Annotated in this window: 23 protein-coding genes; 13 read left to right on the top strand and 10 right to left on the bottom strand. The window is 72.5% G+C overall.

Annotated features, from left to right (window positions below; translation table 11 throughout):
* Nucleotides 1-60: 60 nt before the first annotated feature.
* The 9 genes from ACIBKY_RS17975 to ACIBKY_RS17935 all read left to right on the top strand — a co-directional run bounded on the left by ACIBKY_RS17975 (nt 61) and on the right by ACIBKY_RS17935 (nt 13,659).
* A complete protein-coding gene (locus ACIBKY_RS17975) occupies nt 61-1,785 on the top strand; it encodes an ABC transporter ATP-binding protein (RefSeq protein WP_397097775.1) in 1,725 nt (574 codons plus the stop codon).
* A complete protein-coding gene (locus ACIBKY_RS17970) occupies nt 1,782-3,710 on the top strand; it encodes an ABC transporter ATP-binding protein (RefSeq protein WP_397097774.1) in 1,929 nt (642 codons plus the stop codon). Before ACIBKY_RS17975 ends, ACIBKY_RS17970 begins: the two co-directional genes overlap by 4 nt.
* A 275-nt stretch (nt 3,711-3,985) precedes the next feature.
* Entirely contained in the window at nt 3,986-4,966 is a 981-nt protein-coding gene (locus ACIBKY_RS17965; protein ID WP_397097773.1) for a LacI family DNA-binding transcriptional regulator, read from the top strand.
* Nucleotides 4,869-7,001 (top strand): DUF4185 domain-containing protein, encoded by a 2,133-nt coding sequence (locus tag ACIBKY_RS17960; RefSeq protein ID WP_397097772.1) that lies wholly within the window; start codon nt 4,869-4,871, stop codon nt 6,999-7,001. Before ACIBKY_RS17965 ends, ACIBKY_RS17960 begins: the two co-directional genes overlap by 98 nt.
* 123 nt (nt 7,002-7,124) lie before the next feature.
* Complete coding sequence (locus tag ACIBKY_RS17955; RefSeq protein ID WP_397097771.1) at nt 7,125-8,198, top strand: glycoside hydrolase family 172 protein; 1,074 nt, start codon at nt 7,125-7,127, stop codon at nt 8,196-8,198.
* Nucleotides 8,199-8,217: 19 nt separating this feature from the next.
* Complete coding sequence (locus tag ACIBKY_RS17950; protein WP_397097770.1) at nt 8,218-9,528, top strand: ABC transporter substrate-binding protein; 1,311 nt, start codon at nt 8,218-8,220, stop codon at nt 9,526-9,528.
* Nucleotides 9,525-10,409 carry a carbohydrate ABC transporter permease gene (locus ACIBKY_RS17945; RefSeq protein WP_397097769.1) on the top strand — a complete coding sequence of 295 codons (885 nt, stop codon included), beginning with the start codon at nt 9,525-9,527 and terminating at the stop codon, nt 10,407-10,409. The genes ACIBKY_RS17950 and ACIBKY_RS17945 overlap by 4 nt, the downstream gene beginning before the upstream one ends.
* A complete protein-coding gene (locus ACIBKY_RS17940) occupies nt 10,406-11,215 on the top strand; it encodes a carbohydrate ABC transporter permease (protein ID WP_397097768.1) in 810 nt (269 codons plus the stop codon). The genes ACIBKY_RS17945 and ACIBKY_RS17940 overlap by 4 nt, the downstream gene beginning before the upstream one ends.
* Nucleotides 11,212-13,659, top strand: coding sequence for a GH116 family glycosyl-hydrolase (locus tag ACIBKY_RS17935; protein ID WP_397097767.1), 2,448 nt, complete (start codon nt 11,212-11,214; stop codon nt 13,657-13,659). Before ACIBKY_RS17940 ends, ACIBKY_RS17935 begins: the two co-directional genes overlap by 4 nt.
* Before the next feature lie 16 nt (nt 13,660-13,675).
* Here the strand turns inward: ACIBKY_RS17935 and ACIBKY_RS17930 are convergent, their stop codons facing one another.
* Complete coding sequence (locus ACIBKY_RS17930) at nt 13,676-14,719, bottom strand: exo-alpha-sialidase (RefSeq protein WP_397097766.1); 1,044 nt, start codon at nt 14,717-14,719, stop codon at nt 13,676-13,678.
* Between the two features lie 145 nt (nt 14,720-14,864).
* Here ACIBKY_RS17930 and ACIBKY_RS17925 point away from each other — a divergent pair, with 145 nt between their 5' ends.
* Both ACIBKY_RS17925 and ACIBKY_RS17920 read left to right on the top strand, forming a co-directional pair.
* On the top strand, nt 14,865-15,125 hold the full coding sequence (locus ACIBKY_RS17925; protein WP_397097765.1) for a hypothetical protein: 261 nt from the start codon (nt 14,865-14,867) through the stop codon (nt 15,123-15,125).
* Nucleotides 15,104-16,822: a serine hydrolase domain-containing protein gene (locus ACIBKY_RS17920; protein ID WP_397097764.1), complete on the top strand. Its 1,719-nt coding sequence runs from the start codon at nt 15,104-15,106 to the stop codon at nt 16,820-16,822. The genes ACIBKY_RS17925 and ACIBKY_RS17920 overlap by 22 nt, the downstream gene beginning before the upstream one ends.
* Here ACIBKY_RS17920 and pcaC read toward each other — a convergent pair.
* The 7 genes from pcaC to ACIBKY_RS17885 are packed head-to-tail and all read right to left on the bottom strand — an operon-like array spanning nt 16,811 to nt 22,731.
* Nucleotides 16,811-17,902 carry a 4-carboxymuconolactone decarboxylase gene (pcaC, locus tag ACIBKY_RS17915; RefSeq protein WP_397097763.1) on the bottom strand — a complete coding sequence of 364 codons (1,092 nt, stop codon included), beginning with the start codon at nt 17,900-17,902 and terminating at the stop codon, nt 16,811-16,813. The genes ACIBKY_RS17920 and pcaC overlap by 12 nt on opposite strands.
* Nucleotides 17,899-18,975, bottom strand: a complete 1,077-nt coding sequence (locus ACIBKY_RS17910) for a lyase family protein (RefSeq protein ID WP_397097762.1) — start codon at nt 18,973-18,975, stop codon at nt 17,899-17,901. The genes pcaC and ACIBKY_RS17910 overlap by 4 nt, the downstream gene beginning before the upstream one ends.
* On the bottom strand, nt 18,962-19,486 hold the full coding sequence (locus ACIBKY_RS17905) for a protocatechuate 3,4-dioxygenase subunit alpha (protein WP_397097761.1): 525 nt from the start codon (nt 19,484-19,486) through the stop codon (nt 18,962-18,964). The genes ACIBKY_RS17910 and ACIBKY_RS17905 overlap by 14 nt, the downstream gene beginning before the upstream one ends.
* A complete protein-coding gene (pcaH, locus tag ACIBKY_RS17900) occupies nt 19,483-20,214 on the bottom strand; it encodes a protocatechuate 3,4-dioxygenase subunit beta (RefSeq protein ID WP_397097760.1) in 732 nt (243 codons plus the stop codon). Before pcaH ends, ACIBKY_RS17905 begins: the two co-directional genes overlap by 4 nt.
* A gap of 5 nt (nt 20,215-20,219) precedes the next feature.
* Complete coding sequence (locus tag ACIBKY_RS17895) at nt 20,220-21,365, bottom strand: thiolase family protein (protein WP_397097759.1); 1,146 nt, start codon at nt 21,363-21,365, stop codon at nt 20,220-20,222.
* A complete protein-coding gene (locus tag ACIBKY_RS17890) occupies nt 21,362-21,988 on the bottom strand; it encodes a CoA transferase subunit B (protein ID WP_379619500.1) in 627 nt (208 codons plus the stop codon). The genes ACIBKY_RS17895 and ACIBKY_RS17890 overlap by 4 nt, the downstream gene beginning before the upstream one ends.
* A complete protein-coding gene (locus tag ACIBKY_RS17885) occupies nt 21,985-22,731 on the bottom strand; it encodes a CoA transferase subunit A (RefSeq protein ID WP_397097758.1) in 747 nt (248 codons plus the stop codon). Before ACIBKY_RS17885 ends, ACIBKY_RS17890 begins: the two co-directional genes overlap by 4 nt.
* 93 nt (nt 22,732-22,824) lie before the next feature.
* Between ACIBKY_RS17885 and ACIBKY_RS17880 the strand changes: the two genes are divergently transcribed.
* Complete coding sequence (locus ACIBKY_RS17880) at nt 22,825-24,288, top strand: IclR family transcriptional regulator C-terminal domain-containing protein (protein WP_397097757.1); 1,464 nt, start codon at nt 22,825-22,827, stop codon at nt 24,286-24,288.
* On the opposite strand, the gene ACIBKY_RS17875 is transcribed toward ACIBKY_RS17880, so the two are convergent.
* Nucleotides 24,270-24,809: a hypothetical protein gene (locus tag ACIBKY_RS17875; protein ID WP_397097756.1), complete on the bottom strand. Its 540-nt coding sequence runs from the start codon at nt 24,807-24,809 to the stop codon at nt 24,270-24,272. The two genes, ACIBKY_RS17880 and ACIBKY_RS17875, sit on opposite strands and share 19 nt — an antisense overlap.
* A gap of 93 nt (nt 24,810-24,902) precedes the next feature.
* On the opposite strand from ACIBKY_RS17875, the gene ACIBKY_RS17870 reads away from it, so the two are divergent.
* A complete protein-coding gene (locus tag ACIBKY_RS17870; RefSeq protein ID WP_397097755.1) occupies nt 24,903-25,970 on the top strand; it encodes a serine hydrolase domain-containing protein in 1,068 nt (355 codons plus the stop codon).
* Here the strand turns inward: ACIBKY_RS17870 and ACIBKY_RS17865 are convergent.
* The gene (locus ACIBKY_RS17865; protein WP_397097754.1) at nt 25,967-26,818 is read right to left on the bottom strand and encodes a universal stress protein; all 852 of its coding nucleotides are present in this window, start codon (nt 26,816-26,818) and stop codon (nt 25,967-25,969) included. The two genes, ACIBKY_RS17870 and ACIBKY_RS17865, sit on opposite strands and share 4 nt — an antisense overlap.
* Nucleotides 26,819-26,874: the final 56 nt, after the last annotated feature.

Here is a 26,874-nt window from a genome sequence, read left to right as displayed (position 1 = left end):
GGAACCGCTTCCTCACCCCACGTGCGCCTCCCTACAGTCGATCGTGAAGGGAGGCGCGACGTGGCACTCTGGCGGCTGCTGGCCAGGCATCTGCGCCCGCGTCGCCGCGCGGTCGCCGCCGTCGTCCTCCTGCAGGTGGCGCAGACGGCCGCCCTGCTCTACCTGCCCACGCTCAACGCCGTGATCATCGACGACGGCGTGTTCACCGGCGACACCGGGCTGATCCTGCGCCTGGGCGCGGTCATGGCCGGCGTGTCCCTCGTGCAGGGCGGCGCCACGCTCGCCGCCGTCCACCTGAGCGCGCGTACGGCCATGGGGGTGGGCCGTGACCTGCGGGAGGCGGTGTACCTGCACGTCCAGCGCCTGTCCACGCGAGAGGTGGGCGCGCTCGGCGTACCTTCGCTGATCACCCGTACCACCAACGACGTCCAGCAGATCCAGACGCTCGCGCTGTCGCTGCTGACGGTGATCGTCGCGGCCCCGGTCATGGCCGTGGGCGGGATCGTGATGGCCGTCCTCCAGGACGTCGCGCTGTCGTGGCTGCCGGCCGCGCTCGCGCTGGTTCTCGGTGCCGTCACGGCGGTGCTGGTCGGCAGGATGCGGCCGTTGTCGCGGGCCGTACAGGAGCGCGTCGACGCCGTGAACCGGGTGCTCAGGGAGCAGATCGCGGGCGTCCGGGTGACCCGCGCGTTCGTCAGGCAGGACGCCGAGCGCGCGCGCTTCGCGCGGGCGAACGAGGAGCTGACCGGCGTCTCGACCCGTCTGGGCTACACGTCGGCCGCGCTGATGCCGCTGGTCGTCAACCTGGTCAACGTCTGCGGCGTCTTCGTGATCTGGGCGGGCGCGCAGCGGGTCGGCGGCGGCGGTCTGGGCGCCGGCGAGCTCACCGCGTTCCTCACCTACCTGGCCATGATCCAGACCGCCGTGCTCACCGCCGCCTTCGTCATCATGAACCTGCCCAGAGCCGAGGTCTGCGCCGCCCGCGTCACCGAGGTGCTGGACACCGAGCCCGGCCTGGCGCCGCCCGCGAGCCCGGTCCGCCGGATGCGCGCCCCCGGCCGCGTCGAGCTGCGCGGCGTGCGCTTCCGTTACCCGGGCGCCGAGGACGACGTGCTCCACGGCGTCGACCTGGTGGCCCGCCCCGGCACGACGACGGCGATCGTCGGCTCCACGGGCAGCGGCAAGAGTACGCTGCTCAGCCTGATCCGCCGCCTGTCCGACCCCACGGAAGGCACGGTGCTCTTCGGCGGCGAAGACGCCACCACCCTCGACCCCGGCCTTCTCGCCCGGTCGGCGAGCCTGGTCGAGCAGCGCCCGCACCTGTTCTCCGGCACCGTGGCCACCAACCTCCGCCACGCTCGCCCGCGCGCCACCGACGACGAGCTCTGGCACGCGCTCGGCATCGCCCAGGCCCGCGACTTCGTGCCCGGCCTCGACGCGCCCGTCGCCCAGGGCGGCGCCAACCTCTCCGGCGGCCAGCGCCAGCGGCTGTCCCTGGCCCGCGCGCTGGTCCGCCGCCCTCCGGTCTACCTTCTCGACGACCCCTTCTCCGCCCTCGACCACACCACGGAGTCGCGGGTACGGCAGGCCCTCGCCGCCGAGACCGCCGACGCCACCGTCATCGTCGTGGCCCAGCGCGTGCGGGCCGTCCTCGACGCCGACCACATCGTCGTCCTCGACGAGGGCCGGGTCGCGGGCGCGGGCACCCACGACGAGCTCGTCCGCGACAGCCCCGTCTACCGGGAGATCGTCCGTTCCCAGCTCGGCGAGGAACTGGTCGGATGAGCTTCGGGCGTACGGCCTGGCGCCTGCTGACGCTTCTGCGGCCGTTGCGCCGGTTGTGGGGGGTGGCGGCGCTTGGCCTGGCCAGCATCGTCCTCAACGTCACCGGCCCCCTGCTGCTCGGCCGCGCCACCGACCTCGTCGTCACCGGCGCCATCATCCGGCCGGAGCGGGGGATCGACGGCCGCGCGCTGTCCCTGACGCTACTGGGCGCGCTCGCGGTGTACGCCGGTTCCGCGATGTTCTGGATACTCCAGCGGCGCCACACCACCCGGCTTGTCCAGGGCGCCATCTTCCACCTGCGGCGGGAGGTCGAGGAGAAGCTCGGGCGGCTGCCCGTCCCCTACTTCGACCGGCAGCCTCGGGGGGAGGTGCTGAGCCGTACCACCAACGACATCGACAACCTCGCGCAGAGCATGCAGCAGAGCATCGGCCAGATCACCAACTCCGCGTTCCTGATCGTGGGGACGCTGGGGATGATGGTCTGGATCTCGCCGCTGCTGGCGGTGGTGGCGTTGGTGACCGTACCGCTGTCGGTCCAGTTCGCGCGGGTGGCGGGGCGGCGGGCGCAGGTGGAGTTCGCGCGGCAGTGGCAGGCCACGGGCGAGCTGAACGCGCACGTCGAGGAGGCCTACACCGGCCACACCCTGATCACCGCCTACGGCCGCGGCCGGGAGTCGGCCGACTCCTTCCGCGAACACAACGCCCGCCTCTACCACTCGTCGGTGCGCGCCCAGTTCGTCAGCGGCATCATCGGCCCGGCGACCGGGCTCGCCGGGAACCTCGGCTACGTGCTCGTGGCGGTCGTCGGCGGTCTGCAACTGGCCTCAGGCGGGCTGACGGTGGGGGCCGTGCAGGCGTTCATCCAGTACTCGCGCGAGTTCGGCGGGCCGTTGACGGCGCTGGCGGGCCTGGCGGGAGTGATCCAGTCGGGGGTGGCGTCGGGCGCGCGGGTCCTCGACCTGCTCGACGCCGGGGAGGAGCCCGCGGACCCGCCCGGGACGGCCACGCCGGTGCGGGGCCGCGTCGTCTTCGACGCGGTCTCCTTCACGTACGGCCCCGCGGTCCGCGAGCCCGAGGCGTCCGAACCCGCGGCGGCCCTGGAGCACGCGGCGGCTACGGAGCACGCGGCAGTTACGGAGCGCGCGGCGGCTTTGGAGCGCGCGGCACCTGTGGAGCGCACGGCATCTTGGGAACGTGCGGCGGCTTTGGAGCGCGCGGTCGCCCTCCAAGGCATGGGGGTGTCCGGCGGGGCGGTGATCCGGGACCTTTCGCTGGTCGTCGAGCCGGGCAGCACCGTGGCCGTCGTCGGCCCGACGGGTGCGGGCAAGACCACGCTGGTCAACCTCCTGATGCGGTTCCACGACGTGACGTCCGGCCGTATCACCGTCGACGGGGTGGACATCCGCGACATGAAACGCGACACGCTACGCGCGGCCACCGGCATGGTTCCCCAGGACAACTGGCTGTTCGGCGGCACCATCCGCGACAACATCGCCTACGGCCGCGCCGGCGCGACCCCGGCGGACGTCGAAGCCGCCGCCCGAGCCGCCCACGCCGACCACTTCATCCGCACCCTCTCCCACGGCTACGACACCGTCATCGACCACGACGGCGGCGCCCTGAGCGCGGGGGAACGCCAGCTGATCACCATAGCCAGAGCCATCCTCGCCGACCCGGTCATCCTCGTCCTGGACGAAGCCACGAGCTCGGTCGACAGCCGCACCGAACTGCTCATCCAGCGGGCGCTGACCCGAGCTCGCCACAACCGCACCAGCTTCGTCATCGCCCATCGCCTGAGCACGATCCGCCAGGCCGACCTGATCGTGATGCTGCGACACGGCACCATCGCCGAACAGGGCACCCACGAAGAACTCCTCGCCGCCAACGGCCCCTACGCCGCCCTCCACGCCCTCCCCACCTCCTAACCCACGACACGGCGCAGTCCCCGGGCACGGCCCGGCCTTCCGGCGCGGGGCCACCCCCAGCCCATCCGGTCCGGGCAGTGCACGCGGCCACCGGCCGTGTCACCTGTGCCGAGGCGGCATCCCCCGGGCACGGGTCGTGTTCCAGGGCCACGCGGGTTTGCCGGCACGTGCGCCTGGGGTTTCTCGCGCACGCGGGTCTGCGGCATGTGGGCAACTGTGGGCCGGTGGGCGTGGGAGACTCGGGGGAAATCGATTTCCAGGGGACTGGAGGTGCGGTGGCGCAGATCACCATCAAGGACGTGGCCGGTCGGGCCGGGGTTTCTCCGGCCACGGTGTCGCGGGTGCTCAACCATGGGCCCACGGTGGCCGAGGAACTGCGGGAGCGGGTGCTGGCGGCCGTCCGGGAGCTGGGGTATCGGCCGAGTTCGCAGGCCAGGTTCCTGCGGACCCGTGCCACCACCGTCCTCGGGCTGATCATCTCGGACATCACGAACCCGTTCTTCACCTCGATGGTGCGCGGCGCGGAGGACGCCGCGAGCAAGGCGGGGTACTCGGTGATGCTGGCAAACACCGACGAGGACCTGGAGAAGGAGCAGCGCTCCATCGAGGTGGCCGCCGCCGAGAACATGGCCGGGGTGATCCTGTCACCGGCCTCCGCGACGCGTACCTCGATCTCGCTTCTCGCCGAACGCGGCATACCCGTCGTCACCGTCGATCGGCGGCTGCAGACGGCCAAGGTCGACCGGGTCGGGGTCAACAACGTCAAGGCGGCCCAGGACGCGGTCCTGCGGCTGGTGGATCAGGGGTGCCGGCGGATCGGGTTCATCGCGGGGCCGACCGAGGTGACGACCGCCGTGGACCGGCTGGCCGGGTACCGGCATGGACTGCGGGCCGCCGGCCTCGCCTACCGTCGCGAGCTGGTGGTGCGGGGGGACTACCGCATCGAGGGCGGGCGCGCCGCCGCCGCCGGACTGCTGCGTCTCAAACCCGGGCCGGACGCGCTGTTCGTGTCGAACAACCTGATGGCGCTCGGCGCGGCGACCGCTTTGCGGGAGTACGGCCTGCGCTATCCGGAGGACATCACGCTGGCGGTGTTCGACGACATGCGGTGGGCGCTGGGGCTGAGCGACGCGATGACGCTGATCTCGCAGCCCACCTATGAGATCGGGCGGCTCGCGGTGGAGCTGCTGTTGCGCCGCGTGTCGGGGGAGGGGTTCCCGCCCCGGCACGTGGTGCTGCCCGCCGTACTGGTATGACAGGGTTCTTGACGGCGTCGCCGGGTCGCTTGACAATGCGGGAAATCGATTTCCCGAGGAGGCCGGGGACATGGACACACGCTTACGTACCTGGACGGTCACGGGCGGCCTGCTCGCCCTGATCTCCACCACCGCCCCCCACCTGCCCGCCGACGCCGCGTCGCACGGAGGGCCCGCGGTTCCCGGCACACTCCCGGCTGCGACGGTGACGCGGGAGGGCGCCACGCCGGGAGCCCGGCAGGCAGCGCCGGGCCGGGAAGGCGCCCCGGCGGGACACCCGGGGGAGCGGGGAGAGACCGGGGCGAGAGAGCGGGGGGCGGGGGCGGTGGTGTCGGGCGCGGAGGGGGTTCGGGCCGAGCGAGGGGAAGCGGCACGAGGAAGCCGGCGTGTGGGGGCGGCGCCGGGAAGCGGAGACCTGGAGGCGGCGGCGTCAGGTGGGCGCGGCCGGGAGGCTGCGCGGGGTAGGTGGGAGCTCGGGGTGGTGTCGGGTGGGCGCGGCCGGGAGGCGGCGTGGGGAAGGTGGGAGCCCGGGGTGGTGTCGGGTGGGCGGGGATCGCGGGTTGGTTCGGGTGAGGGAGAGGGGCGGGTCGATGGGGGCGTCTTGGGGGTGGGGCGGTCGCCGGGAGTGGTGGTGGCGAAGGTTACGGGGGCGGGGTCGGTTTCGGGGACGGATGTGGCTTGGAAGGTCAATGCCACCGATCTTGGGATCATGTGGGACAACGGGGCCGGGGAGGTGCTGGCCGCGTTCGGGGACACCTTCGGGGACGGGTGGGCGCCGCCGGGCGCGAACGGGGGCGACTGGCGGAGTCAGGTGCTCCTGCGGAGCAGCGACAGGGACCTGGCCGACGGGATGACCTTCAGTGGAGCGGCCACCGATCGGGCGGGCCATGCCAAGGAGCTGATCCCCAGCAGGAAGGTCGACGGCGACGAGATCACCGTCATCCCCACGGCCGGGGTGTCGGTGGGGACGCGGCAGTACATGGGGTACATGTCAGTACGCCATTGGGGCCCGCCCGGCCAATGGGCCACCAACTACGCCGGCATCGCCTACTCCGACGACAACGGCCAGAACTGGACGGCGGCCACCCCGGCCACCCCCCGCTGGGACAACCTGGACGGCGGCAACCACTTCCAGATGGCCGCGATGGTCCGCCGGGGCGGCTACGTCCACCTGTTCGCCACCCCCAACGGCCGGAGCGGCGCCGCCTACCTGGCCCGGGTCCCCGAGCACCAGATCCTCGACAAGACCGCCTACCAGTACTGGACCGGCGCCCAATGGCGGCAGGGCCAGGACACTCTGGCCGCCCCGGTGGTGAACGCCCCCGTGGCCGAGTTGTCGGTGCAGTACAACGCGTACACCGGCAAGTGGCTGATGACCTACCTCCAGGGCAGCGACGTGGTCCTGCGCTCGGCCGCCGCCCCGACGGGACCGTGGAGCGCCCCGGCGGTCGTCGCGAGCTCCGCCGACCACCCCGGCCTGTACGGCGGCTTCATGCACCCCTGGTCGCAGGGCCCCGACCTGTACCTCACGCTGTCGGAGTGGACGCCGTACAACGTCTACCTCATCCGGATCACCCTGACCCCGGACGCCGCCATCACCAACGCCAACCTGGTCCGCGACCCGAGCTTCGAGCGCCAGACCACCGGGGCGGTCGCCACCCCGTGGGCCTGCCACGGCAACTGCGGCATCGACAACGGGACCTGGTCCTTCACCGCCGACCGCAATGCCTTCGCCCGCTACAACCGGGGCTGGCATGACCTGTACCAGGTGGTGCCGGTCGCGCCGAACACCCGCTATGTCCTGACCGGCTGGCTGCGCACCTCGGGCAACAACGACAACGGCTTCTTCGGCGTCAGGGATCCGGGCGGCGCGCCGTTCAGCGAGACCAACTTCCGGGCGGTGGGTTCGTGGACCCGATACCGGGTCGCGTTCGACAGTGGCCCGCGTACCTCGGTGGAGCTGTTCGCCGGGATCTGGACCGACAACGGCGACATGTGGCTCCAGCTCGACGACGTCTCGCTCGTCCGCGAGTGAGAAATCGATTCCCCCGATAAAACACCAGGACAAGCCAGCAATCAGCCGCTCACGGCCTGAGTGAGACCCTTGACGCGCCCCGCCAACCGAGGTACGACGTCAGCAATCGATTTCTCAAGGAGGATGACCGTGACCTACGGCCAGCACGGCAGCAGCCTCCGCGACCTGCCGAGGTTACGCGCGCACCGCCGCCGCCGGGCGTCGAGCTGGGACCGCACCGGCGGCAACGACGACAGGATCACGATCGAGCCCGGCCAGACCGCGACGCTGGCCGACCTGCGCGGGGCCGGCTCGGTCAACCACATCTGGATGACCGTCGCCCCCCGCGACCCCGCCACCCCGGAGACCGCCGACCGGGACTTCCTGCGCAAGCTCGTGCTGAAGGTCTACTGGGACGGCTCCGAGCACCCCAGCGTGTTCGTCCCGCTCGGCGACTTCTTCGGCATGGGCCACGCGCGCACCGCCGACTTCGTCTCCGCCCCGCTCCAGATGAGTCCGCAGGACGGCAAGGCGTTCAACTGCTGGTTCCACATGCCCTTCGCCGACGGCGCCAGGTTCGAGCTGGTCAGCGAGTGCGCGTCGGAGGTGCTGTGGTTCTACTACTACATCGACTACGACGAGTTCGACGAGCTGGGTGACGGGCTGGGGCGATTCCACGCCCAGTGGCGGCGCGAGTGCCCGGCCGACGGCCTGGAGCAGGGCGAACTGTCCAACTCCGCGTGGCTGTTCGACGGCGCCAACACCGACGGCGCCGGGAACTACGTCATCCTCGACGCCGAGGGCCGTGGCCACTACGTCGGCTGCGTGCTCAACGTGACGAACCTGCGCCGGACGGCCGACTGGAACTGGTACGGCGAGGGCGACGACATGATCTTCATCGACGGCGAGGCCTTCCCGCCGAGCCTGCACGGCACCGGCACCGAGGACTACTTCAACACCGCGTGGTGCCCCAGCCGGCCGTACCACGCGCCCTATCACGGGATCACGCTCCCGGGCGGCGAGAACTGGAGCGGCCAGATCTCCCTGTACCGCTTCCACATCGAGGACCCCGTGCCCTTCACCACCTCGATCCGCGTGACGATCGAGCACGGGCACGCCAACCGGCGCAGCGACGACCTGTCCTCGGTCGCGTACTGGTACCAGGAGCTGCCGCACCGGCCGTTCACCCTGCCGCCCGTGAGCGCCCGGCTGATCTGAGGAGCGGGAAGGAGGAGACGTGCGAGTCATCCGGCTGACCGCGTGCCTGGCGGGCGCGGCGGGGCTGGCACTCGGCTGCGGATCCGGCGCGGGCGAGCGGACCGGCGGCAGGACCGAGATCACACTGTGGCAGCAGAAGTTCACCGACCAGGAGGACGCCTGGTACAGGAAGGCCGTGGCGGCCTACAACAAGGCGCAGGACAAGGTCGTGCTCAAGCACCAGATCGTCCCGGCCGACGCCTGGGACCAGAAGATGAAGGCGGCCCAGGCCGCGGGCAAGGCGCCCGACCTCTACACGCTGAACTACAGCAAGGCGCCGGGTTTCGCCCGTACCGGCCAGATCCAGGCGCTCGACCCGCTCATCCCGGCGGGCAAATGGGCCGGACTGCAGGAGCCCGTGCTGCGCTCGGTGGAGTACAAGGGCCGCAAGTTCGCCTATCCGATGCTGGTCGAGCCGTCGGCCGTCCTGTTCTACCGCAAGGACCTGTTCGCCAAGGCCGGGCTCGACCCCAACCGGCCGCCCGCCACCTGGGCCGAGCTCATCGCGTACGGCAAGCGGCTCACGACCAGGGACGTCTCGGGCGTGGTGACCGCCGGCAACGCCATCGACCTGGCGTGGTCCACCTGGGGCCTGCAGTGGAACGCCGCCTCCCATCTGCCCATCAGCGACGACTGGGCGGCGCCGCGGGCGAGTGACCCGGCGTACCGGCGGCTTCTGCAGGTCTACCAGGCCCTCTACCAGCAGGGCATCATGCCGAAGCAGCCGCTCGCGCCGTACGCCGACGCCAACCCGATGGGCCAGGGCAAGGCGGCGATGATGGTCTGCGGTTCGTGGGCCGCGAGCGTCCTGCTGTCGGACTACCCCAAGCTCGTCCCGGACATCGCCGCCGCCGCGCTGCCGTCCTTCGACGGCGACGGCTCCAAGCCGACCGCGACCCTCGGCGGCTGGACGCTCGTCGTGGACGCCAAGTCGAAGCACGCGCGGCCCGCCGCCGACGCCATCAGCTGGCTGCTGGCCGGAGACACCCAGCTGCTCGTCGACTACTTCAGGACCACGAAGTTCTCCAAGTACTCGCCGCGCGCGGCCGTGGCCGAGGCGGTCAAGAACGACCCGGCCGCCGCGGAGAACCCCTGGGCCAAGATCATCGAGGAACGGGTGGTCGCCCGCGCCAAGCCGGAGCCCACCTACGACTGGGCCATCAGCCTGGCCTTCGGCAAGGCCATAGAGAAGGCGCTGCAGGGCAAGGACATCGACGCCGCGCTGACGGCGGCCGACGCCGAGATCAAGGAGTTCATCGCGAAGAACGACCTCGCCGGCCAGGGATCTTGACGAGGCGCGGAAGGGACACCGGGGCGGCGCTGCTCATGCTGGCGCCGCTCCTGGCCCTGCTGGGCGTCTTCGTCGTCTGGCCGCTGGTCCACGCCGCGTACATCAGCTTCTACACCTGGAGCTTCTACGAGTCGCCCGTCTTCGTCGGCCTCGGCAACTACCTCGACGTGCTGACCGACCGGGCGTTCGCCGACGCGGTGCTGCGCGGCCTGGTGTTCTCGGCGATGGTGGTGCCGGCCCAAGTGGCCGTGGCCTTCGTCTTCGCCGTCCTGGTCAAGTCGCTCAGCCGGCGGATGGCAGCGTTCATGAAAGTGACGATCTACATCCCCGCGGTGATCTCCGAGGTGATCGCCGCCATCGTCTTCTCACTCATCTACACCCACCGCGGCGGCCTGCTGAACTGGTTCCTCGGCCTGCTGGGCAAGCAGGAGGACACGGCTTGGCTCGGCGAGAGCGGCACCGCGCTCGCCGCGGTCGCGGTGCCGGCGGTCTGGCTCGGCGTCGGCGTCGCCTCCCTGATCATGCTGGCCGGGCTGCTCGACATCCCCGAGACCTACTACGAGTGCGCCGCGCTGGACGGCGCCGGCCCGTGGACCAAGATGTTCCGGATCACGCTGCCGCTCATGAAGAACATCATCCTGTTCCTGCTGGTCACCGGGTTCGCCGCGTCGCTGCAGTTTCTCGTGCTGCCGCTGGTCATGACGCAGGGCGGCCCGGTCGACTCCACGACGCTGCCCAACCTGTTCATCTTCCGCCACTTCACCAACGACCTCTACATCGGCTACTCGATCGCCGCCGCCCTGCTGCTCTTCGCCGTCCTGGGCGCGGTCTCCGCGGTCATCTTCCGTCTCGTGCGATCGGAGAAGGCGATGGACGGATGATCGGCCGGATCATCAGGTACGGCACCGCCGCCCTGTTCACCGTGGCGGCCCTGTTCCCGCTGGCCTGGATGGCGGTGGCCGGGTTCAAGGCCAAGACGGAGGTCGTGGCGACGCCGTTCCAGTTCTTTCCCGAGATGTGGCGCTGGGAGAACTACGCCCAGTTGCTCGGCGACGCGGCGTTCCTGCGCTCGCTGGCGGTCACGTTCACCGGCGCGGTGCTGTTCGCGGCGCTCAGCCTGGCCGTCAACGCGCTCGGCGCCTATGCCTTCGCCCGGCTGGACTTCGCGTTCAAACGCACGCTGTGGTTCGTCGTGATCACCACGATGTTCGTCCCGGGGATCGCGATCATGCTCACCTCGTTCGTCGTCGTCACCCAGCTCGGCATGCTGGACTCGCTGGCCGTCCTCGTGATCCCCGGTGCCGCGTCCGGCCTGCAGGTCTTCTTCCTGCGCCAGTACTACCTCGGGCTGCCGGTCGCGCTGGAGGAGGCCGCCCAGCTCGACGGCGCCGGGCCGTGGCGCGTCTTCCTGCACATCTTCGTCCCGCTGTCCAAAGGAGCCTTCGTGGTCGTGGGGGTGACGTCGTTCCTGGCGTACTGGAACGCCTACATCTGGCCGGTGCTGACGATCACCGATCCCGAGCTGTTCCAGGTGCAGCAGTACCTGGCGGCCTTCCGCTCCGACCGGAGCTCCGAGATGAGCCTGCTCATGGCGGGCTCGACGCTGGCCGCGCTGCCGGTCATCGTCCTGTTCCTGTGCTTCCAGCGGCACATCATCGCCGGCATCCGCATCTCGGGGCTGAAGTGAGGGCGCGGCCCATCCCGCACGAGCGCGGGCGGCACGTGGCCATGCCGCTCGGCGGGATCGGCACCGGCAACCTCGCGATCTGCGCCGACGGGGGACTGCGCCAGTGGCAGCTCCAGAACTCGGGCAACCATCGGGGCGGCCTGCCGTACACCTTCTTCGCGTTGCGGGTGAGCACGTGGGAGCCGCCCGCGAACAGGACCGTCATCCTGCAGGCGCCGCCCCCCGCGCCGGAGACGGCGGGAACGCCGCTGGTCAACGACGACCACGTGCCCGCGTGGCAGCGGGAACTGCTGACGCGGCATCCGGGGGTGCCGGGGACGACCTTTCGCGGGTTGTATCCGTTCGCCCGGATCGAGTACCACGGGCTGCCGGTGCGGGCGGAGCTGGAGGCGTTCAACCCGCTGATCCCGCTCGACGTGGAGCGCAGTTCGCTGCCGGTGGCGATGTTCACGTTCACGCTGGCCAACGACGGGGCCGTGCCGGCGCAGGTGTGGCTGGCGGCGGCCGTACAGAATCCGGTGGGGCACGACGGGACCACCGCGGTCGAGGGCGTGCGCGCGGCCGGCTACGGCGGCAACACCAACCGCGTGCGCCGCCACGGCGGGTGGAGCGCGCTGGTGATGGAGAACACGCGCGTGGATCCGGCCGCGCCGGGCGCGGGTCAGGCGGTGCTGTCGGCCGACTCGCCGCACGCGTCCTTCCTGCCGCGGTGGGCGCATCCGGAGGAGTTTCTGTCGTTCCTCGCCGGACGCGCCGTCTATGGAGACGCCGATCGGGTACGGCACGCGTCCTGGTCACCCGACCCCCAGATCGGCCGCGCCTGGCCGGGCCCGTCGCCGGAGGGCCACACCTGGAACGGCGGCCTGGTGGCGCCGGTCATGCTCGAACCCGGAGCCACCGCCCAGATCCGGATATGTCTCGCCTGGCACTTCCCTAATAGGTACGCCGACTTCGTCCAGTTCGGCCCGCCGAACCCCGCCTGGGGCCCGACCCGCTTCTGGCTGGGCAACGCCTACGCCACCCGCTTCCCCGACGCCGTCGACGTGGCCGCCTACACCCAGGAACACTGGACCGCCCTGCGCGACGACTCGCTGCGCTGGACCGGCACCTTCGCCGGCCTGCCGGTGGAGACGGCCGAGCACCTCGCCGCACAGGCCGCGATCCTGCGCAGCCCCTCCTGCTTCCGGGCCGCCGACGGCACCTTCTACGGTTTCGAGGGCGTGCTCGGCGCCTCCACCTCGATGTGGTCCGGCGACGTCGGCGGCTCGTGCCCGCTCAACTGCACCCACGTGTGGAACTACGCCCAGGCCGTCGCCAAGCTCTTCCCCACGCTGGAGCGCGACATGCGGGCCACCGAGTTCGGCATCGCGCAGGCGCCGCAGGGCTACCTCCCGCACCGCGTCCTGGCCCCCACCTACCTGCGCCAGCTCTGGGACGTCCCCATCGGCGGCCCTGCAGAACCCGCGCTCGACGGCATGCTCGGCGCCATTCTCAAGACCTTCCGCGAGGTACGGCACGGCGACCCCGCCGACCACCGCCCCGCCCTCCGGCGGCTGCTCGGCCACATCCGCCGCACCTGGGACCCGGAGGCGACCGGCGTGCTGCGCGGCGTGCAGCCGTCCACGCACGACATCGACCTGAACGGCCTCAACCCGTACATGGGCGGACTGTGGCTGGCCGCGCTGCGCGCCGCCGCCGAGATGGGCCTCGGCGACGACCTGCCCGAGCTGTTCGCCCGGGGCAGCGCCCTGTACGACGAGCGGCTCTTCAACGGCGAGTACTACATCCAGGAGCCGGAACCGGGAACCGACCACCAGTGGGGCACCGGCTGTCTGGCCGACCAGCTCATCGGCCAGTGGTGGGCACACCAGCTCGGCCTCGGCCACATCCTGCCCCGCGAGCACGTGGTCTCGGCGTTGCGGGCGATCGTGCGGCACAACCTGCGTACCGGCTTCGAAGGGTTCGAGCATCCGTACCGGGTCTTCGCCGACGGCGGGGAGACCGGGCTGCTCCTGTGCACGTGGCCGCGGGGCGGGCGGCCCGAGGTGCCGACCCGGTATTGCGACGAGGTGTGGACGGGCAGCGAGTACCAGGTCGCGGCGCACTGCCTGTGGGAGGGACTGACGGAGGAGGCCGACGCCATCCTGGGCGGGCTCTGGCGCCGGTATGACGGGCGGCGGCGCAACCCGTACAACCAGATCGAGTGCGGCGACCACTACGTGCGCGCCATGGCGGGATGGTCGGTGCTGGACGCGATGTCCGGAGCCCGGTGGGACGCGCGCACGGGGCGGCTCACCGTGCGGGACCGGGGACACGGCCGCTGGCCCCTGCTGCTGCCGACCGGCTGGGGCCACCTGACCCGCGACGCCGAGGGCGTCCACGTCACCTGTCTGTACGGCGAGCTGCCCTCGGGCGCTTCGGCCGAGGAAGCGGCGTCGGTGTAGCCGAGCCTCGCACGGGTCAGATGCCCGGCAGCGTGGTGAACGTGATGCGGTCGTACGGTGACCAGTTTCCCGTCTCGTACAGCAGCCCGACCCCCGCGTCACCAAGGTGCACCAGATCGGAGTAGGCGGCCGGTACCCCGGACACGTGCCGGACGAACTGCCAGGTCTGACCCGCGTCCTCGCTGACCCGCAGGCCCATCGCGGCCCGGTCGGTGAGGTGGGACGGACCGGAGTACAGGAGCTTCCCGCCCGGCAGCGCCAGCACGCTGGCCTGGACGTCGGCGGTGACGATCGTGGCCTGGGCGCGGTAGGAGACCTCGAGGGTCTGGCCGCCGTCGCGGCTGTAGGCGTCGGCGCGGTTGCCGGGGCCGGTGCCGCCGCGGTCGCGGCAGTTGAAGTAGAGGCGGCCGTCGGGCAGTTCGGCGAGGGTGGTCTCGTTCTCGTTGACGTAGCCGTTGGGGTTGGAGGAGGTGAAGCCGATCCGCCAGTTCGCGCCCTGGTCGTCGGAGTAGACGCAGTGGCCGCCGTAGTGCTTGGGCTCCGATCCGGTGTCACCGGCGGAGGGCGGGCGTGAGTGGCTGGCGCCGATGACGATCCGGCCGGAGGTGGTGACGATGCCGTGGCCGGGGCCGGTGGCGTACCAGCGCCAGGCCGGTTGTTTCACGGCGGCGGTGATCTCGGACGGCGGGCTCCACGTCGCGCCGGCGTCGTCGGAGCGCTGCAGGTAGACGCGGCGGGGGGCGGCGGTGCCGCGCATGATCTCGTGCTCGGTGGCCGCGCCCGCGTTGCGGCAGGTGAGCAGGAGGATGCGGCCCGACGGCAGCACCACGGGGGCCGGGTTGCCCGCGGTGTCGTTTCCGTGGCTGGTGACCACCTGGAGCGGGCCCCAGCTCTGGCCGCCGTCGGAGGAGCGGCGGCACACCACGTCGATGTTGCCGGTGTCGCTGATCGCCTGCCGTCCTTCGGCGAACGCGACCAGTGTCCCGTCCTGCGCGCGGACGATCGCGGGAATGCGGAACACCGGATAATCCGTGCCTGAGGCGAACACCACCGTCGACATGCGTCCGATCATTCCGCAGGACCCGCCCTCGCCGCTAGGGACCAACCGTCCCGGCGTCGCCGTCCACGCCGACCGGTCGGCCCACGGAGCGCATGAGTAGGGCCTACTCGTGCGCCATACCCGGATATGCCGGACCGTGCCTGATATGGATGGTTTCCACGACACCACCACGGCCGGGGTGACCGAACTGCGCGTGCACGGGGTCTCCGGCACTCCGCCCGCGGACATCCTCAACCACCCCCACCCGCGGCAGGTCTGCGGTGACGACGAGGCGGGGTTCTACCGGCGGTGGTGGCCCGGCGGGCAGCCGACCGGCGCTCGGGTCGATCGGGGTGGTGGTGGCGCGGAACGGGTTGCCCAACGGGGCGCCGGCCGGTGGGCGGGATGGCGAGCTGGTTCGTGCTGATGGCCGCCACCGCCTGCGTGAACGCGCTCGGGCTCGGGGTCGTGTTCTGGACCGCCTCCTTCGGGGTCCCCGACTCGATGAACACCGGGATCACCGCCGACGGTCCCGGCCGCCGCCTCTTCCTGGGTGACGAGACCTGGTGGACCGCCTCGCTGCTGCCCGTCGTGGGGGTGGGCGCGGTGGTCGCCGGCGTCGTCCTGGTGTGCGTCCGGCTCCGGGTGGCCGCCGCGCCGGCGCCCAAGCTGGCGGTGCCGTACGGGGTGGAGAACCAGACCACGGTGGCGCGCATGTGGGCGCTGGCCTCGCTGACCGACAAGGCCGGGCTCGTAGCCGCGCTTACCTCCTCCGCGCGCGCCTGTCGATCCGCCTCGGGAAGGAGGCGGGGTTCGGCATCGGGCCGGAGGCGGGACGATCTTCGAGCTGGGAGGGTCGGAGGTGTCCCGCGTAACTCCGTGAAAGGGCTCATCATGCTCGCGAGGAAGCTGCTGACCGCAGTCGTGGCAGGGTCGGCGATCCTGGCCGCCGTGACCGCTACAGCGACCGTCACCGCCATCCCGGCCACCGCCGATCCGGGGCTCGACCGGCGGGCGTTGCGCCAGACGCTGGAGGAGGTGCCCAAGGGCGGCGTGTACGGCATCTACTCCGACGTGCGCTACCGGCGCCAGGAGTGGCGGGGCGCCGCCGGTCGCGCCGACGTGACGACCGGCCGGCCGATGCGGCCGGACATGCGCCACCGGGTGGGCAGCATCACCAAGAGCTTCACCGCCACCGCCGTCATGCGGCTGGTGGAGCGGGGCCGCGTCGGGCTCGACACGCCGGTGGAGACCTACCTGCCCGGCCTGCTGCCCGATCCGCGCATCACCGTGCGGATGCTGCTCAACCACACCAGCCACCTTGGCGACTACGACGAGGCGCTGATCACCGTTCCGGAGGACCTGGAGACCATGCGGGTCCGCCAGTACTCCAAGCAGGAGCTGATCACCCTCGGAGTGGGGGTGGGCAAGACCGGCGAACCCGGGCAGCTGCCGGGCGTGTACTCCAACACGAACTACATCGTCCTCGCGCTGCTGATCACCAAGGTCACCGGTGAGGAGGCCGAGGACCACATCACCCGGTCCGTGATCCGCCCGGCGGGGCTGGCGAACACGTCCTTCCCGCGCACGCCGTACCTGCCGCGCCCGCACGCCAGGGCCTACACCTCGGTGTTCGGGTACTTCGACCCGCCGCGTGACTACACGGTGTTCAACATGTCGTGGGGCTCGACCGCCGGGGCGATCGTGTCCACGATGTCCGATCTCAATCGCTTCTACCGGGCGCTGCTCGGGGGCAAGCTGGTCAGTCAGGCCTCGCTGGCGCAGATGAAGCAGACCGTTCCGGTCCTGCCGGGGGAGGGGGCGCCGTCGGCGGCCGACTACGGCCTGGGCATCTTCTCGCTGAACCTGCCCTGCGGCGGCAAGGCCTGGGGCCACGACGGCGGCGTGATCGGCATGGCGACCAACTCCTTCACCACCGAGAACCTCCAGCGCCAGGTCTCGACCGGCGTCAACCTCACCTGGCACCCGGCCGCCGAGCCGGGCGAGGTCGCCCACGCCCGGCACCTGCTCACCGCGCTGTGCGGCACCGATCAGCCCGCCGCCAAGTCCGCCCCGTTCACGCTGCCGAACCTGGACACGCAGCCGGTTCCGTCACGTTCCTGACGCCGCCGGGGGAGCAGACTCCTCCAGCACGCGCTGGACCACGGCGAAGGCCGCGTTGGCCGCCGGGACGCCGCAGTAGACCGCGCTCTGCAACAGCACCTCGCCGATCTCCTCGGGGGACAGGCCGTTGCGGAGCGCGGCTCGGGCGTGCATGGCCAGTTCCTCCAGATGCCCTCCGGCGACCAGCGCGGTCAGCGTGACGCAGCTGCGGGTACGGCGGTCGAGTCCGGGGCGGGTCCAGATCTCGCCCCAGGCGTAGCGGGTGATGAAGTCCTGGAAGTCGCGGGTGAAGGCGGTGGTGCGGGCGACGGCCCGGTCCACGTGCGCGTCGCCCAGGACTTCGCGCCGTACCCGCATGCCGTCCGCGGGGGGCAGATGGGCCAGCAGGGCGGCGGTGACCTGCGCGGGGCGGTCCACCGTGGCCAGGTGGGCGGCCCCGGAGATCTCCACCAGGCTCGCCCCGGGGATGCCGTCGGCCAGCAGCCGGGCGTGCGCGGGCGGCGTGGCCGGGTCCTCGCGCCCGGCGACGATCAGCGTGCTCGCCGCGATCGCGGCGAGCGATCCCCTCAGGTCGTACGCGGCCAGCGCGTCACAGCAGGCGGCGTACGTCTCGGGGTCGAACCCGGCCAGATCGTCCAGCAGTTCCTTGGCCCGCGAGGTGCCCGCACCGGCGGCGAACCAGCGCCGCGCCGCGGCGTCGAGCAGCGGAGCGGTGCCCCGCGCGCGCACCTGCCGGGCCCGCTCGTGCCAGCCTTCCGGCTCGCCGAACCGCGCCGACGAGCAGATCATCGCCAGCGAACGCACCCGCCCTGGAGACGTCAGCGCGAGCTGCGCGCCGATCGCCCCGCCGAGGGAGACGCCCGCGTGGTGGAACGCGCCGATCCCCAGCGTGTCCGCCAGCCCGAGCACCGCCTCTGCCAGCTCGCCGACGGAGCCGAGAGCGGGCAGCTCGTAGCGGACCACCCGGAAGCGCCGGGCGAGTCCGGGCACCTGGGCTTCCCACAGCCGCGCGGTCGTGCCCACGGACGGGCCCAGCAGAAGCGGCTCGCCGTCCGCCGGGCCGTCGATCCGGTGCCTCATGGCGTGTCCTCCAGCGCTCGGGTGACCAGGGCGGCGGCGGCGCCGGTGGAGCCGGGGACGGCCAGGTTGGCGCGCATCCGGTCCGGATGCACCCGCAGGCCGGACACCAGCTCGGCGGCGTCGCGGGCGGCTCCGGCCGCCAGGCGCAGCGCCTCGCGCAGCGGTTGCCACTCCGCGTGCCAGGCGCCAGGAGGCCGTTCGTCCTCGGCGGCGAGCGAGCCGTACAGGATGGAGGCCAGCGCGGGGACCTGCCGCGCGGCGGCGGCGATCATGACAGCGCGGACGGGGTTGTGCTTGTGCGGCATCGACGACGAGCCGCCGCCGACACCCTCCGACAGCTCGCCGATCTCGCCGCGTGACAGGACCAGCACGTCCGCGGCGAGCTTGCCGAGCGCCCCGCAGGTGAACGCCAGCGCGCCCGCCAGGTCGGCGACCGGGGCGCGCAGGACGTGCCAGGGCAGAAGCGGCGCGGCGAGCCCCAGCTCGCGGGCGAACGCGGCGCCCAGCTCCGGATCGAGGGTCCCGGCGGGGCCGCCGAGCTGGGCGGGCGGGTCGAGCGCCGCCACGCGGCGGCGCGCGTCGATCGCGAGCTTGCGCCATCCGGCCGCCTTGAGCCCGAAGGTGGTGGGCACGGCCTGCTGGGTGAGCGTGCGCGCGGCCATCGGGGTGTCGCGGTGGTCGCGGGCCAGCCGGGTCAGCCCGCCGATCACGGTGTCGAGGTCGGCGAGAAGCGGGCCGAGCACCCGCCGTGTGACGAGCATGAGCGCGGTGTCGAGGATGTCCTGGCTGGTGGCGCCCGCGTGCACCCACCGCGCGTGCTCGCCGGCCGCCGCGCGCAGCCGCTCGACGAGCGGGATCACGGGGTTGCCGCCGGACCGCGCCTGATCAGCCAGCGTCTGGAGGTCGAGGGGCGCGGCGCCCGCCCGCTCGATCGCCGCGACCGCCTCCGCCGGAGCTTGGATCCTGGCCAGCGCCAGCTCCGCCTCCAGCATCGCCCGCAGCACCGCCCGGTCGCCGGTGGCCTCACCCGCCCCCCGCATGGGCGACAACAACCCCAGATCAGCCGAACTCAAGGAAGACCGTCTCCTTCTCCCCCTGCAACCACAGGTCCCACCGGTACACACCCGCACGCTCCGGTACGGCCAGCAGCGTCCCGCCCCGCTCGATCGAGTCGGGGAACGGGCCGGGCCGCAGGTAGATCCGCGTGAACAGGTGATGCAGCAGACCGCGCGCGAACACGCACACGCTGATGTACCCGTTGCCCGGCGCCACGGTCCGCAGCAGCCAGTGCCCGTCGGCGTCGGTGGAGACACGGCCGAACCCGGTGAAGTCCACGCCGTGCCGCCCGATGACCGCCCCGGTGACCGGGTCGCGGCGCAGGCTGCCCGGCGCGCCGCGCAGCGAACCGGCCGCGTCGGCCTGCCAGAACTCCAGCAGCGCGTCGGGCACCGGCGCGCCGGCGCCGTCGAACACCTGGCCGTGCACGGTGATCCCGCCGGTCGCCAGGTCGCCGCCGCCGGGGAAGGGCAGGGCGTAGCCGTAGAAGGGACCGACGGTCTGAGAGGGGGTCGGCGGGAGCGTCATGACTCCGTCCAGGTGGCGGCGGGCCCGTCGAGCACGATGTCCCAGCGGTAGCCGAGCGACCACTCCGGCTGCGACAGCGCGTGGTCGTAGGCGGCGACCAGCCGTTGCCTGGCGGCGTCGTCGGTCACCGATCGCAGGACCGGGTCGTAGGGGAAGAGCGGGTCGCCGGGGAAGTACATCTGCGTGACCAGGCGCTGGGTGAAGGCGCTGCCGAAGACGGAGAAGTGGATGTGCGCCGGTCGCCAGGCGTTGCGGTGGTTGCGCCAGGGGTAGGCGCCGGGCTTGATCGTGGTGAACCTGTAGGCGCCGTCCTCGCCGGTCAGGCAGCGGCCGGCGCCGGAGAAGTGGGGGTCGTGCGGGGCCGGGTGGTCGTCGCGCTGGTGGGGGTAGCGGCCGGAGGCGTTGGCCTGCCAGATCTCCACGAGCTGGCCGCGGATCGGGCGGCCCCGCCGGTCGGTGATCCGGCCTTCGACGGTGATGCGCTCGCCCAGCGGCTCGCCCGCGTGCTGCCTGGTCAGGTCGGCGTCCAGGGCGGTCACGTCGGTGACGCCGAAGACGGGTCCGCGCAGCTCGGCGGCGTCCGGGTCCTTGACCGGCACCAGGGGTTGCTTGGGGTGTCGCAGCACGCTGCTGCGGTAGGGGGCGTAGTCGCGCCGCGGGTGGCCGGAGGGCTCGGGCGGGGCCGGCCACTCGGCGATCTCGCGGTCGATGTCGTCCTGCGTCAGCATGCGGGTCACCTTTCGAGCACGACGGCCAGGCCCTGGCCGACGCCGATGCAGAGGGAGGCGAGGCCCGTGCCCGATCCGGCTTCCGCGAGCTGGTGGGCCAGGGCGCCGGTCAGGCGGGCGCCGGACATGCCCAGGGGGTGGCCGAGGGCGATCGCGCCGCCGCGCGGGTTGACGATGCCGGGGTCGAGCTCGGGCAGCTCGGCCAGGCAGCCGAGGACCTGGGCGGCGAAGGCCTCGTTCAGCTCGGCCACGGCCAGGTCGCCGAAGCTCCTGCCGGCCTTGGCCATGGCCCGGCGGCTCGCCTCGACCGGGCCGAGCCCGAAGAAGGCGGGTTCGAGGGCGCTGACGCCGGAGGCCACGATCCGGGCGAGGGGCTCGCGGCCGCCGAGCCCTTCCTCGTCGGTCAGCAGGAGGGCCGCGGCGCCGTCGTTGAGAGGGGAGGAGTTGCCCGCGGTGACCGTGCCGCCGGCGCGGAAGGCGGGTTTGAGTTTGGCGAGGGCCTCCAGTGAGGTGTCCCGCCTGATGCCCTCATCTGCCGAAAAATCATCTACTGGAACGACTTCTCGGGAAAAATCGGCTTTTGCGGCCTTCTGGTGGCTCTCCAGGGCGAACGTGTCCTGGGTCTCGCGGGCGATGCCGTACCGGTCGGCGATCAGCTCGGCGCCCTCGCCCAGCGGCACCGTGTGCCCGGCCGGCATCCGCGGGTTGACCAGCCGCCACCCGAGCGTGGTCGACACGAGCTCCGCGCCCCCGGCAGGGAAGGCGCGCGAAGGCTTCGGCAGCACCCAGGGCGCGCGGGTCATCGACTCCACGCCGCCCGCGATGATCGCCGAGGCGTCGCCCATCGCGATGGCGCGGTAGGCCTGGATGACCGCCTCCATCCCCGAACCGCACAGCCGGTTGACGGTGGCGCCCGGCGTGCTCACCGGCAGCCCGGCCAGCAACGCCGCCATGCGGGCCACGTTGCGGTTGTCCTCACCGGCTCCGTTGGCGTTGCCGAGCAGCACCTCGTCCACGTGTTCGCGCCCGGTGCGCTCGGCCAGCGCCCTGACCACGTGCGCCGCCAGGTCGTCCGGACGGGTCTCGGCCAGCGCCCCGCCGTACCGGCCGATGGGGGTGCGCACGGCGTCGGCGATGTAGACGGCTCTCATCCGATCACTGCTCCTGTACGGCCGCGCAGTTCGTCCACGCTCACGCCGGGCGCGGTCTCCACCAGCGCGAAGCCCTCGGGGGTGACGTCCAGGACGCCGAGGTCGGTGATCACCCGGTGCACGCAGGCCCGCCCGGTGAGCGGCAGCGTGCACTCCCGCACCAGCTTGGGGCTGCCGTCCTTGGCGGTGTGCTCGGTGACGACGAGCACCCGCCGCGCGCCGTGCACCAGGTCCATGGCTCCACCCATGCCCTTGACCAGGCGTCCGGGAACCATCCAGTTGGCCAGGTCGCCGCCCGCGGACACCTGCATGGCGCCGAGCACCGCCACGTCGATGTGCCCGCCGCGGATCATGCCGAACGACAGCGCCGAGTCGAAGAAGGCCGCGCCGGGCACGACGGTGACGGTCTCCTTGCCCGCGTTGATCAGGTCGGGGTCCACCTCGTCGGCCGCGGGGTAGGGGCCGACGCCGAGCACGCCGTTCTCCGAGTGCAGCGTGACCGTGATCCCGCGCGGCAGGAAGGACGGGATGCGGGTGGGCAGCCCGATCCCGAGGTTGACGTAGTCGCCGTCGCGCAGCTCGGCCGCCGCCCTTGCGGCCATCTCGTCGCGGCTCCAGCTCATGCCCGCACCGTGCGCCACTCGATGCCCTTGGCCGCGGCCTGCTCCGGGGTCAGCGGCAGCACACGCTGCACGAAGACGCCCGGCAGGTGCACCTCGTCGGGGTCGAGGTCGGTCAGCTCCTCCACCTCGGCGATCGTGATCCGCCCCGCCATCGCGGCCAGCGGGTTGAAGTTGCGCGCCGCCTTGCGGAAGGACAGGTTTCCGTGCCGGTCGCCGCGCGCCGCCCGTACCAGCGCGAAGTCGGTGGTGATCGCGTGTTCCAGCACGTACGGCACGCCGTCGAACTCCCGCACCTCCTTGGGCGGCGCGGTCAGCGCGACCGAGCCGTCGGCGTGGTGGCGCAGGGGCAGTCCGGACTCCGCGACCGGCGTGCCCACCCCGGCGGGCGTGTAGAAGGCGGGGATGCCGCAGCCGCCGGCGCGCAGCCGCTCGGCGAGGCTGCCCTGCGGGGTCAGCTCCACCTCGACCTCGCCCGCCAGGTACCGCCGGCCGAACTCCTTGTTCTCCCCGATGTAGGAGGCGGTGACGCGGGCGATGCGCCCGGCCGCCAGCAGGAGCCCCAGGCCGCCGCCGTCGGTGCCGCAGTTGTTGGAGACCACGCCGATACCGGAGACGCCGCTGTCCAGCAGGGCCTCGATCAGCACGGCCGGGATGCCGCTCAGGCCGAAGCCGCCGACCGCGAAGGAGGCGCCGTCGTGCACGCCGTTCAGCGCCTCCGCGGCGGAGCCGACCACCTTGTCCATTGTCGCTCCAAGCGTTCGCAGAGTGAACTAAAGTTCACTATGAGCCGGTTTCGAGTATGGAGACCACCTCGCCGGGCTGTCAAAGGAGGGCTCATGGAGCCGAACGGAGCGCTGGAGCGCGGGCTGACGGTGCTGCGGGTGGTGACCGCCGCGCCGGAACGCCGCCGGCGCGCCACCGACCTGGTGCAAGCCACCGGGCTGGCCCGCGCGACGGTCGACCGCGTCCTGGCCACGCTGGTCACCCTCGGCTACCTCCGGGCCGACGGCCGCGACGTGCTGCTCGCCCCCCGGCTGCTGGAACTGGGCGCCGCCTACCTCGCCGCGAGCGGCCTGCCCGCCACGCTCGGCCCGCACGCCGAGGCGCTGGCGGAAGAACTGGACGAGTCGGTCTCCCTCGCCGTGCCCGACGGCGGCAGCGTGCGCTTCGTCGCCCGCTACACCCGGCGGCGCACGATGACCGTCGCCCTGCGCGTCGGCGACGTGCTGGCCGCCGAGCGGTGCGCCGCCGGGTTCGTGCTGCTCGGCGCCGCCGTGCCCTGGGCCGTTGACGACCAGCTCGTCGAGCCCGGCCTGGTCGCCGTCGCCATGCCGGTCCACGAACCCGGCGGCGAGGCCGTCTGCGCGGTCAGCGTCATCAGCCACACCAGCCGGCACACCGCCGACGGCCTGCGTGAGCACGCCCTGCCCCACCTGCGGCGCGCCGTCGCCGCCATGGAGGCCGCGCTACGCCTCGACCAGCCGCGGCGGCTCGTGCCGGGCGCCGACCTGTCGCGCGTGCCCAAGGACGAGATGGGCGCCGCCTACCTGCAGTCGCTGGCCCGCGGGCTCGGCGTGCTCGTCGCCCTCGGCGCGGCGCCCGGCGGGCTCACGCTGGCCGAGGCGGCCCAGGTCACGGGGCTGGCGCGGGCCACGGTGCGGCGGGCCGTACAGGCGATGGAGCGGTTCGGCTACGTGAGCGCGCGCCGCGCCCGCTTCGTGCCCCTGCCGCGCGTCCTGGAGCTGGGGTACGCGCACCTGTCGGCGCTCACCCTCGCCGAAGTCGTCCAGCCGCACCTGGCGGCGCTCGCCGAACGGGTGCGCGAGTCCGCCTCGGTCGCCGTGCTGTCCGGGGACGACGTCGTCTACGTCGCGCGCGTACCGACGGCCAGCATCATGAGCGTGGACATCACCCTCGGCACCCGCTTCCCCGCCCACGCCACCTCGATGGGCCGCGTGCTCCTGGCCGCCGAGCCCGCCGCCCGCCTCGCCGCGCTGGAGCTCAAACCCCTGACCTGCCGCACCGTCACCGACCCCGCGCTGCTGGCCGAGGCGGTACGGCGGGCGGGCAGCGACGGCTACGCGCTGGTCGACCAGGAACTGGAGGACGGCGTCCGCTCGATCGCGGTGCCCCTGCACGACGGCGACGGCACCGTGGTCGCCGCGGTCAACGTCGCCACCCACGCCAGCCGCGCCACCGCCCAGACCCTCGTGGAGCGCATCCTGCCCGAACTCGCCTCGGCCGCGGCCCGGATGACCGCGGACCTCTCCCACCTGCCGAGCTACGGCTCGATCTCCTGAACATCCGACACCACGACGATCTCCTCCTGCCCGCCCTGCTGGGTGACGGCCACACCCACCAGCCCCGCCGCCACCAGCACAGCCGCGACCCACCGCCACCGCCCCGCCGCCCGCGCCCGCACCGGCACCACCTCCGGCCGAAGCCGTGACTGTGTCCGTGACCGCGGCTGCGGCTGCGGCTGTGTCCGTGACCGCGGCTGTGACTGTGACTGCGGCTGTGACCGTGGCTGTGGCTGTGGCGCCGCCTCCGCCGCCACCCGCTTGCGCGCGGCCACCCAGGCCGACGCCTGCTCGGCCCCGAGCCCGCACCCACGCGCGAACGCCTCCACCACCTGCTCGCGCGGCAGCGTCTCACGCTTCAGCATCCCCGCCGCCGTCGAGTACGGCAGCGCGTGCCCGGCCCGCCGCGCCTGCGCCTGGATCTCCCGGTAGCTCCGCCCCGACCACGCCTTGAGCCGGCGCAACCCGCTCATGAACTCGGCACCGGTCCGCACGTCCGAAGGATCAGTTGTGTCGCTCATAGCCTGGCAGTACAGCCGACTCGCACAGACCCGCACAACCCGGAACAGCCATCCCGCCACCTCCAGGCCGCTCGGCGGGCCAGCGTCGAAGGCATGACTTCCATGTGGATCCACGCCGCCCTCGCCGGCACGCTCCTGGCGCCGGCTCCCGTCGACAAGGGGATCGTGTCCTTCCTCGCCCGGACGCTGCCGGACGGTCCCGGCGGCACCGTCGCCGTCGCGCGTGACGGCCGGCTGGTGCACTGCGCCGGTTTCGGCCTGGCCGACCGCGAACGCGGGACGCCCGCCGGCTGCGAGACCGTCTACGACATCATGTCGATCACCAAGCAGTTCACCGCCGCGGCCATCATGAAGCTGCAGATGATGGGCAGACTCCGCACCACCGACCGGATCAGCGTCCATCTCGGCCGCGTCCCCTCGGACAAGCGCGCGATCACCCTGCGCCACCTGCTCACGCACACCTCCGGCCTGGGCGACCTCGGTGACGACTACGTACCCGTCTCAAGAGACACCATGATCCGGCGCGCCTTGGCCGCGCCCCTGCGCCAGGCCCCCGGCGCCGGGTTCCGCTACTCCAACCTCGGCTACAGCCTGCTGGCCGCCGTCGTCGAGCGCGCCTCCGGTCTCGGCTACGAGGAGTTCCTGGCCACGCACCTGTTCGCGCCCGCCGGAATGACCCGCACCGGGTACGTGCTGCCGCGCTGGTCACCCGCCGACCTGGCCGTCGAGTACGACAGGCGCGGCAGGCGGCAGGGCCGTCCCACCGACCACCCCTGGGCCAAGGACGGCCCGTACTGGTACCTGCGCGGCAACGGCGGCATGCTCTCCACCGCCGCCGACATGTACCGCTGGCACCGCGCGCTGGAGGGCGGCACCGTCCTGTCGCGCCGCGCCAAGGCCGAGATGTTCACCCCGCGCGTGCTCACCGACCGGCGCGAACGCCACTTCTACGGCTACGGCTGGGGCATCGTCCCCCGCACCCGTCTCGGCCGGGTCGCCGAGCACGACGGCGGCAACGACTGGTCCTTCGGCGAGTACGCCCGCTTCACCGGCAGGCGCGTGATGGTCTTCTGGATCACCAACCAGGCCTACGGCACCGGCGGATGGAACCTGGAGGACCTCAATGGCGAGCTCACCCTGGGCCTGGCCGAACGCGCCTAACGCGCCCCCGGCGCGTTGCGGACCACCGCGAGCGGGCACGTGGCGTAGTGCAGCATCGCCTGACTGACCGACCCCAGGATCAGCCCGGTGAGCGCGCTCTGCCCATGCGTCCCCACGACCAGCAGATCGGCGCCGCCGGAGGCGTTCCTGAGCGCCTGCGCCGGATGGTCGTGCACGACCTCCCACACGACCCGCACGTCGGGATGGCGGTCGCGATAGCCCGCGACCGCCTCCTTCAGCAGCCGCAGCTCGTCCTCCTCCGCGGAGGCCGACGCCAGGACGCCGTCGAGGTCGAGCCGGTTCCAGGCGTGCACCGCCCGCAGCGCCAGCCCGTGCCGGTCGGCATGCTCGAAGGCGTACGCGAGCACGCGCTGACCGGCCTCGGAGCCATCCACCCCCACGACCACCTCGCCGCGCGGCGCGGTCGCGGGCGGTTCCCTGACGATGACCACGTCACACGCGGCGCGCCCGGTCACCCCTGCCGCCACCGATCCGAGCAGCAGCCCGCGGAAGCCGCCCATCCCGTGGCTGCCCATCACGAGCAGGCCGGCGCCGGCGGACAGCTCCAGCAGCGCCGCACGGGCGTCACCCGGTACGGCCCGCCGCTCGACGTCCAGGCCGGGCGCCTCCTGCGCGGCCCGCTCGACGGCGGCGGCGAGCACGGTCGCGGCGCCGTCCCGCATCCACTCCGCCACCCCGGCATACCGCTCGCCGGGAACGGCGGCGTGCGCCCAGGCGGGCATCGCGTGCACGACCAGCAGGGTCCGCCCGCGCAGCGCCGCCTCCCTGGCCGCCCAGCCGACGGCCTCCAGCCCTGCCCGCGAACCATCCACGCCGACAACGATCACGACACATCACCCCGTTCCACCCTCTTCCTACCCATCGCCCGCCGCGGGTCCGCCGC

This window comes from Nonomuraea sp. NPDC050394, assembly GCF_044459065.1.
GTDB lineage: Bacteria > Actinomycetota > Actinomycetes > Streptosporangiales > Streptosporangiaceae > Nonomuraea.
This window is presented reverse-complemented; position numbering and strand designations above follow the sequence as displayed.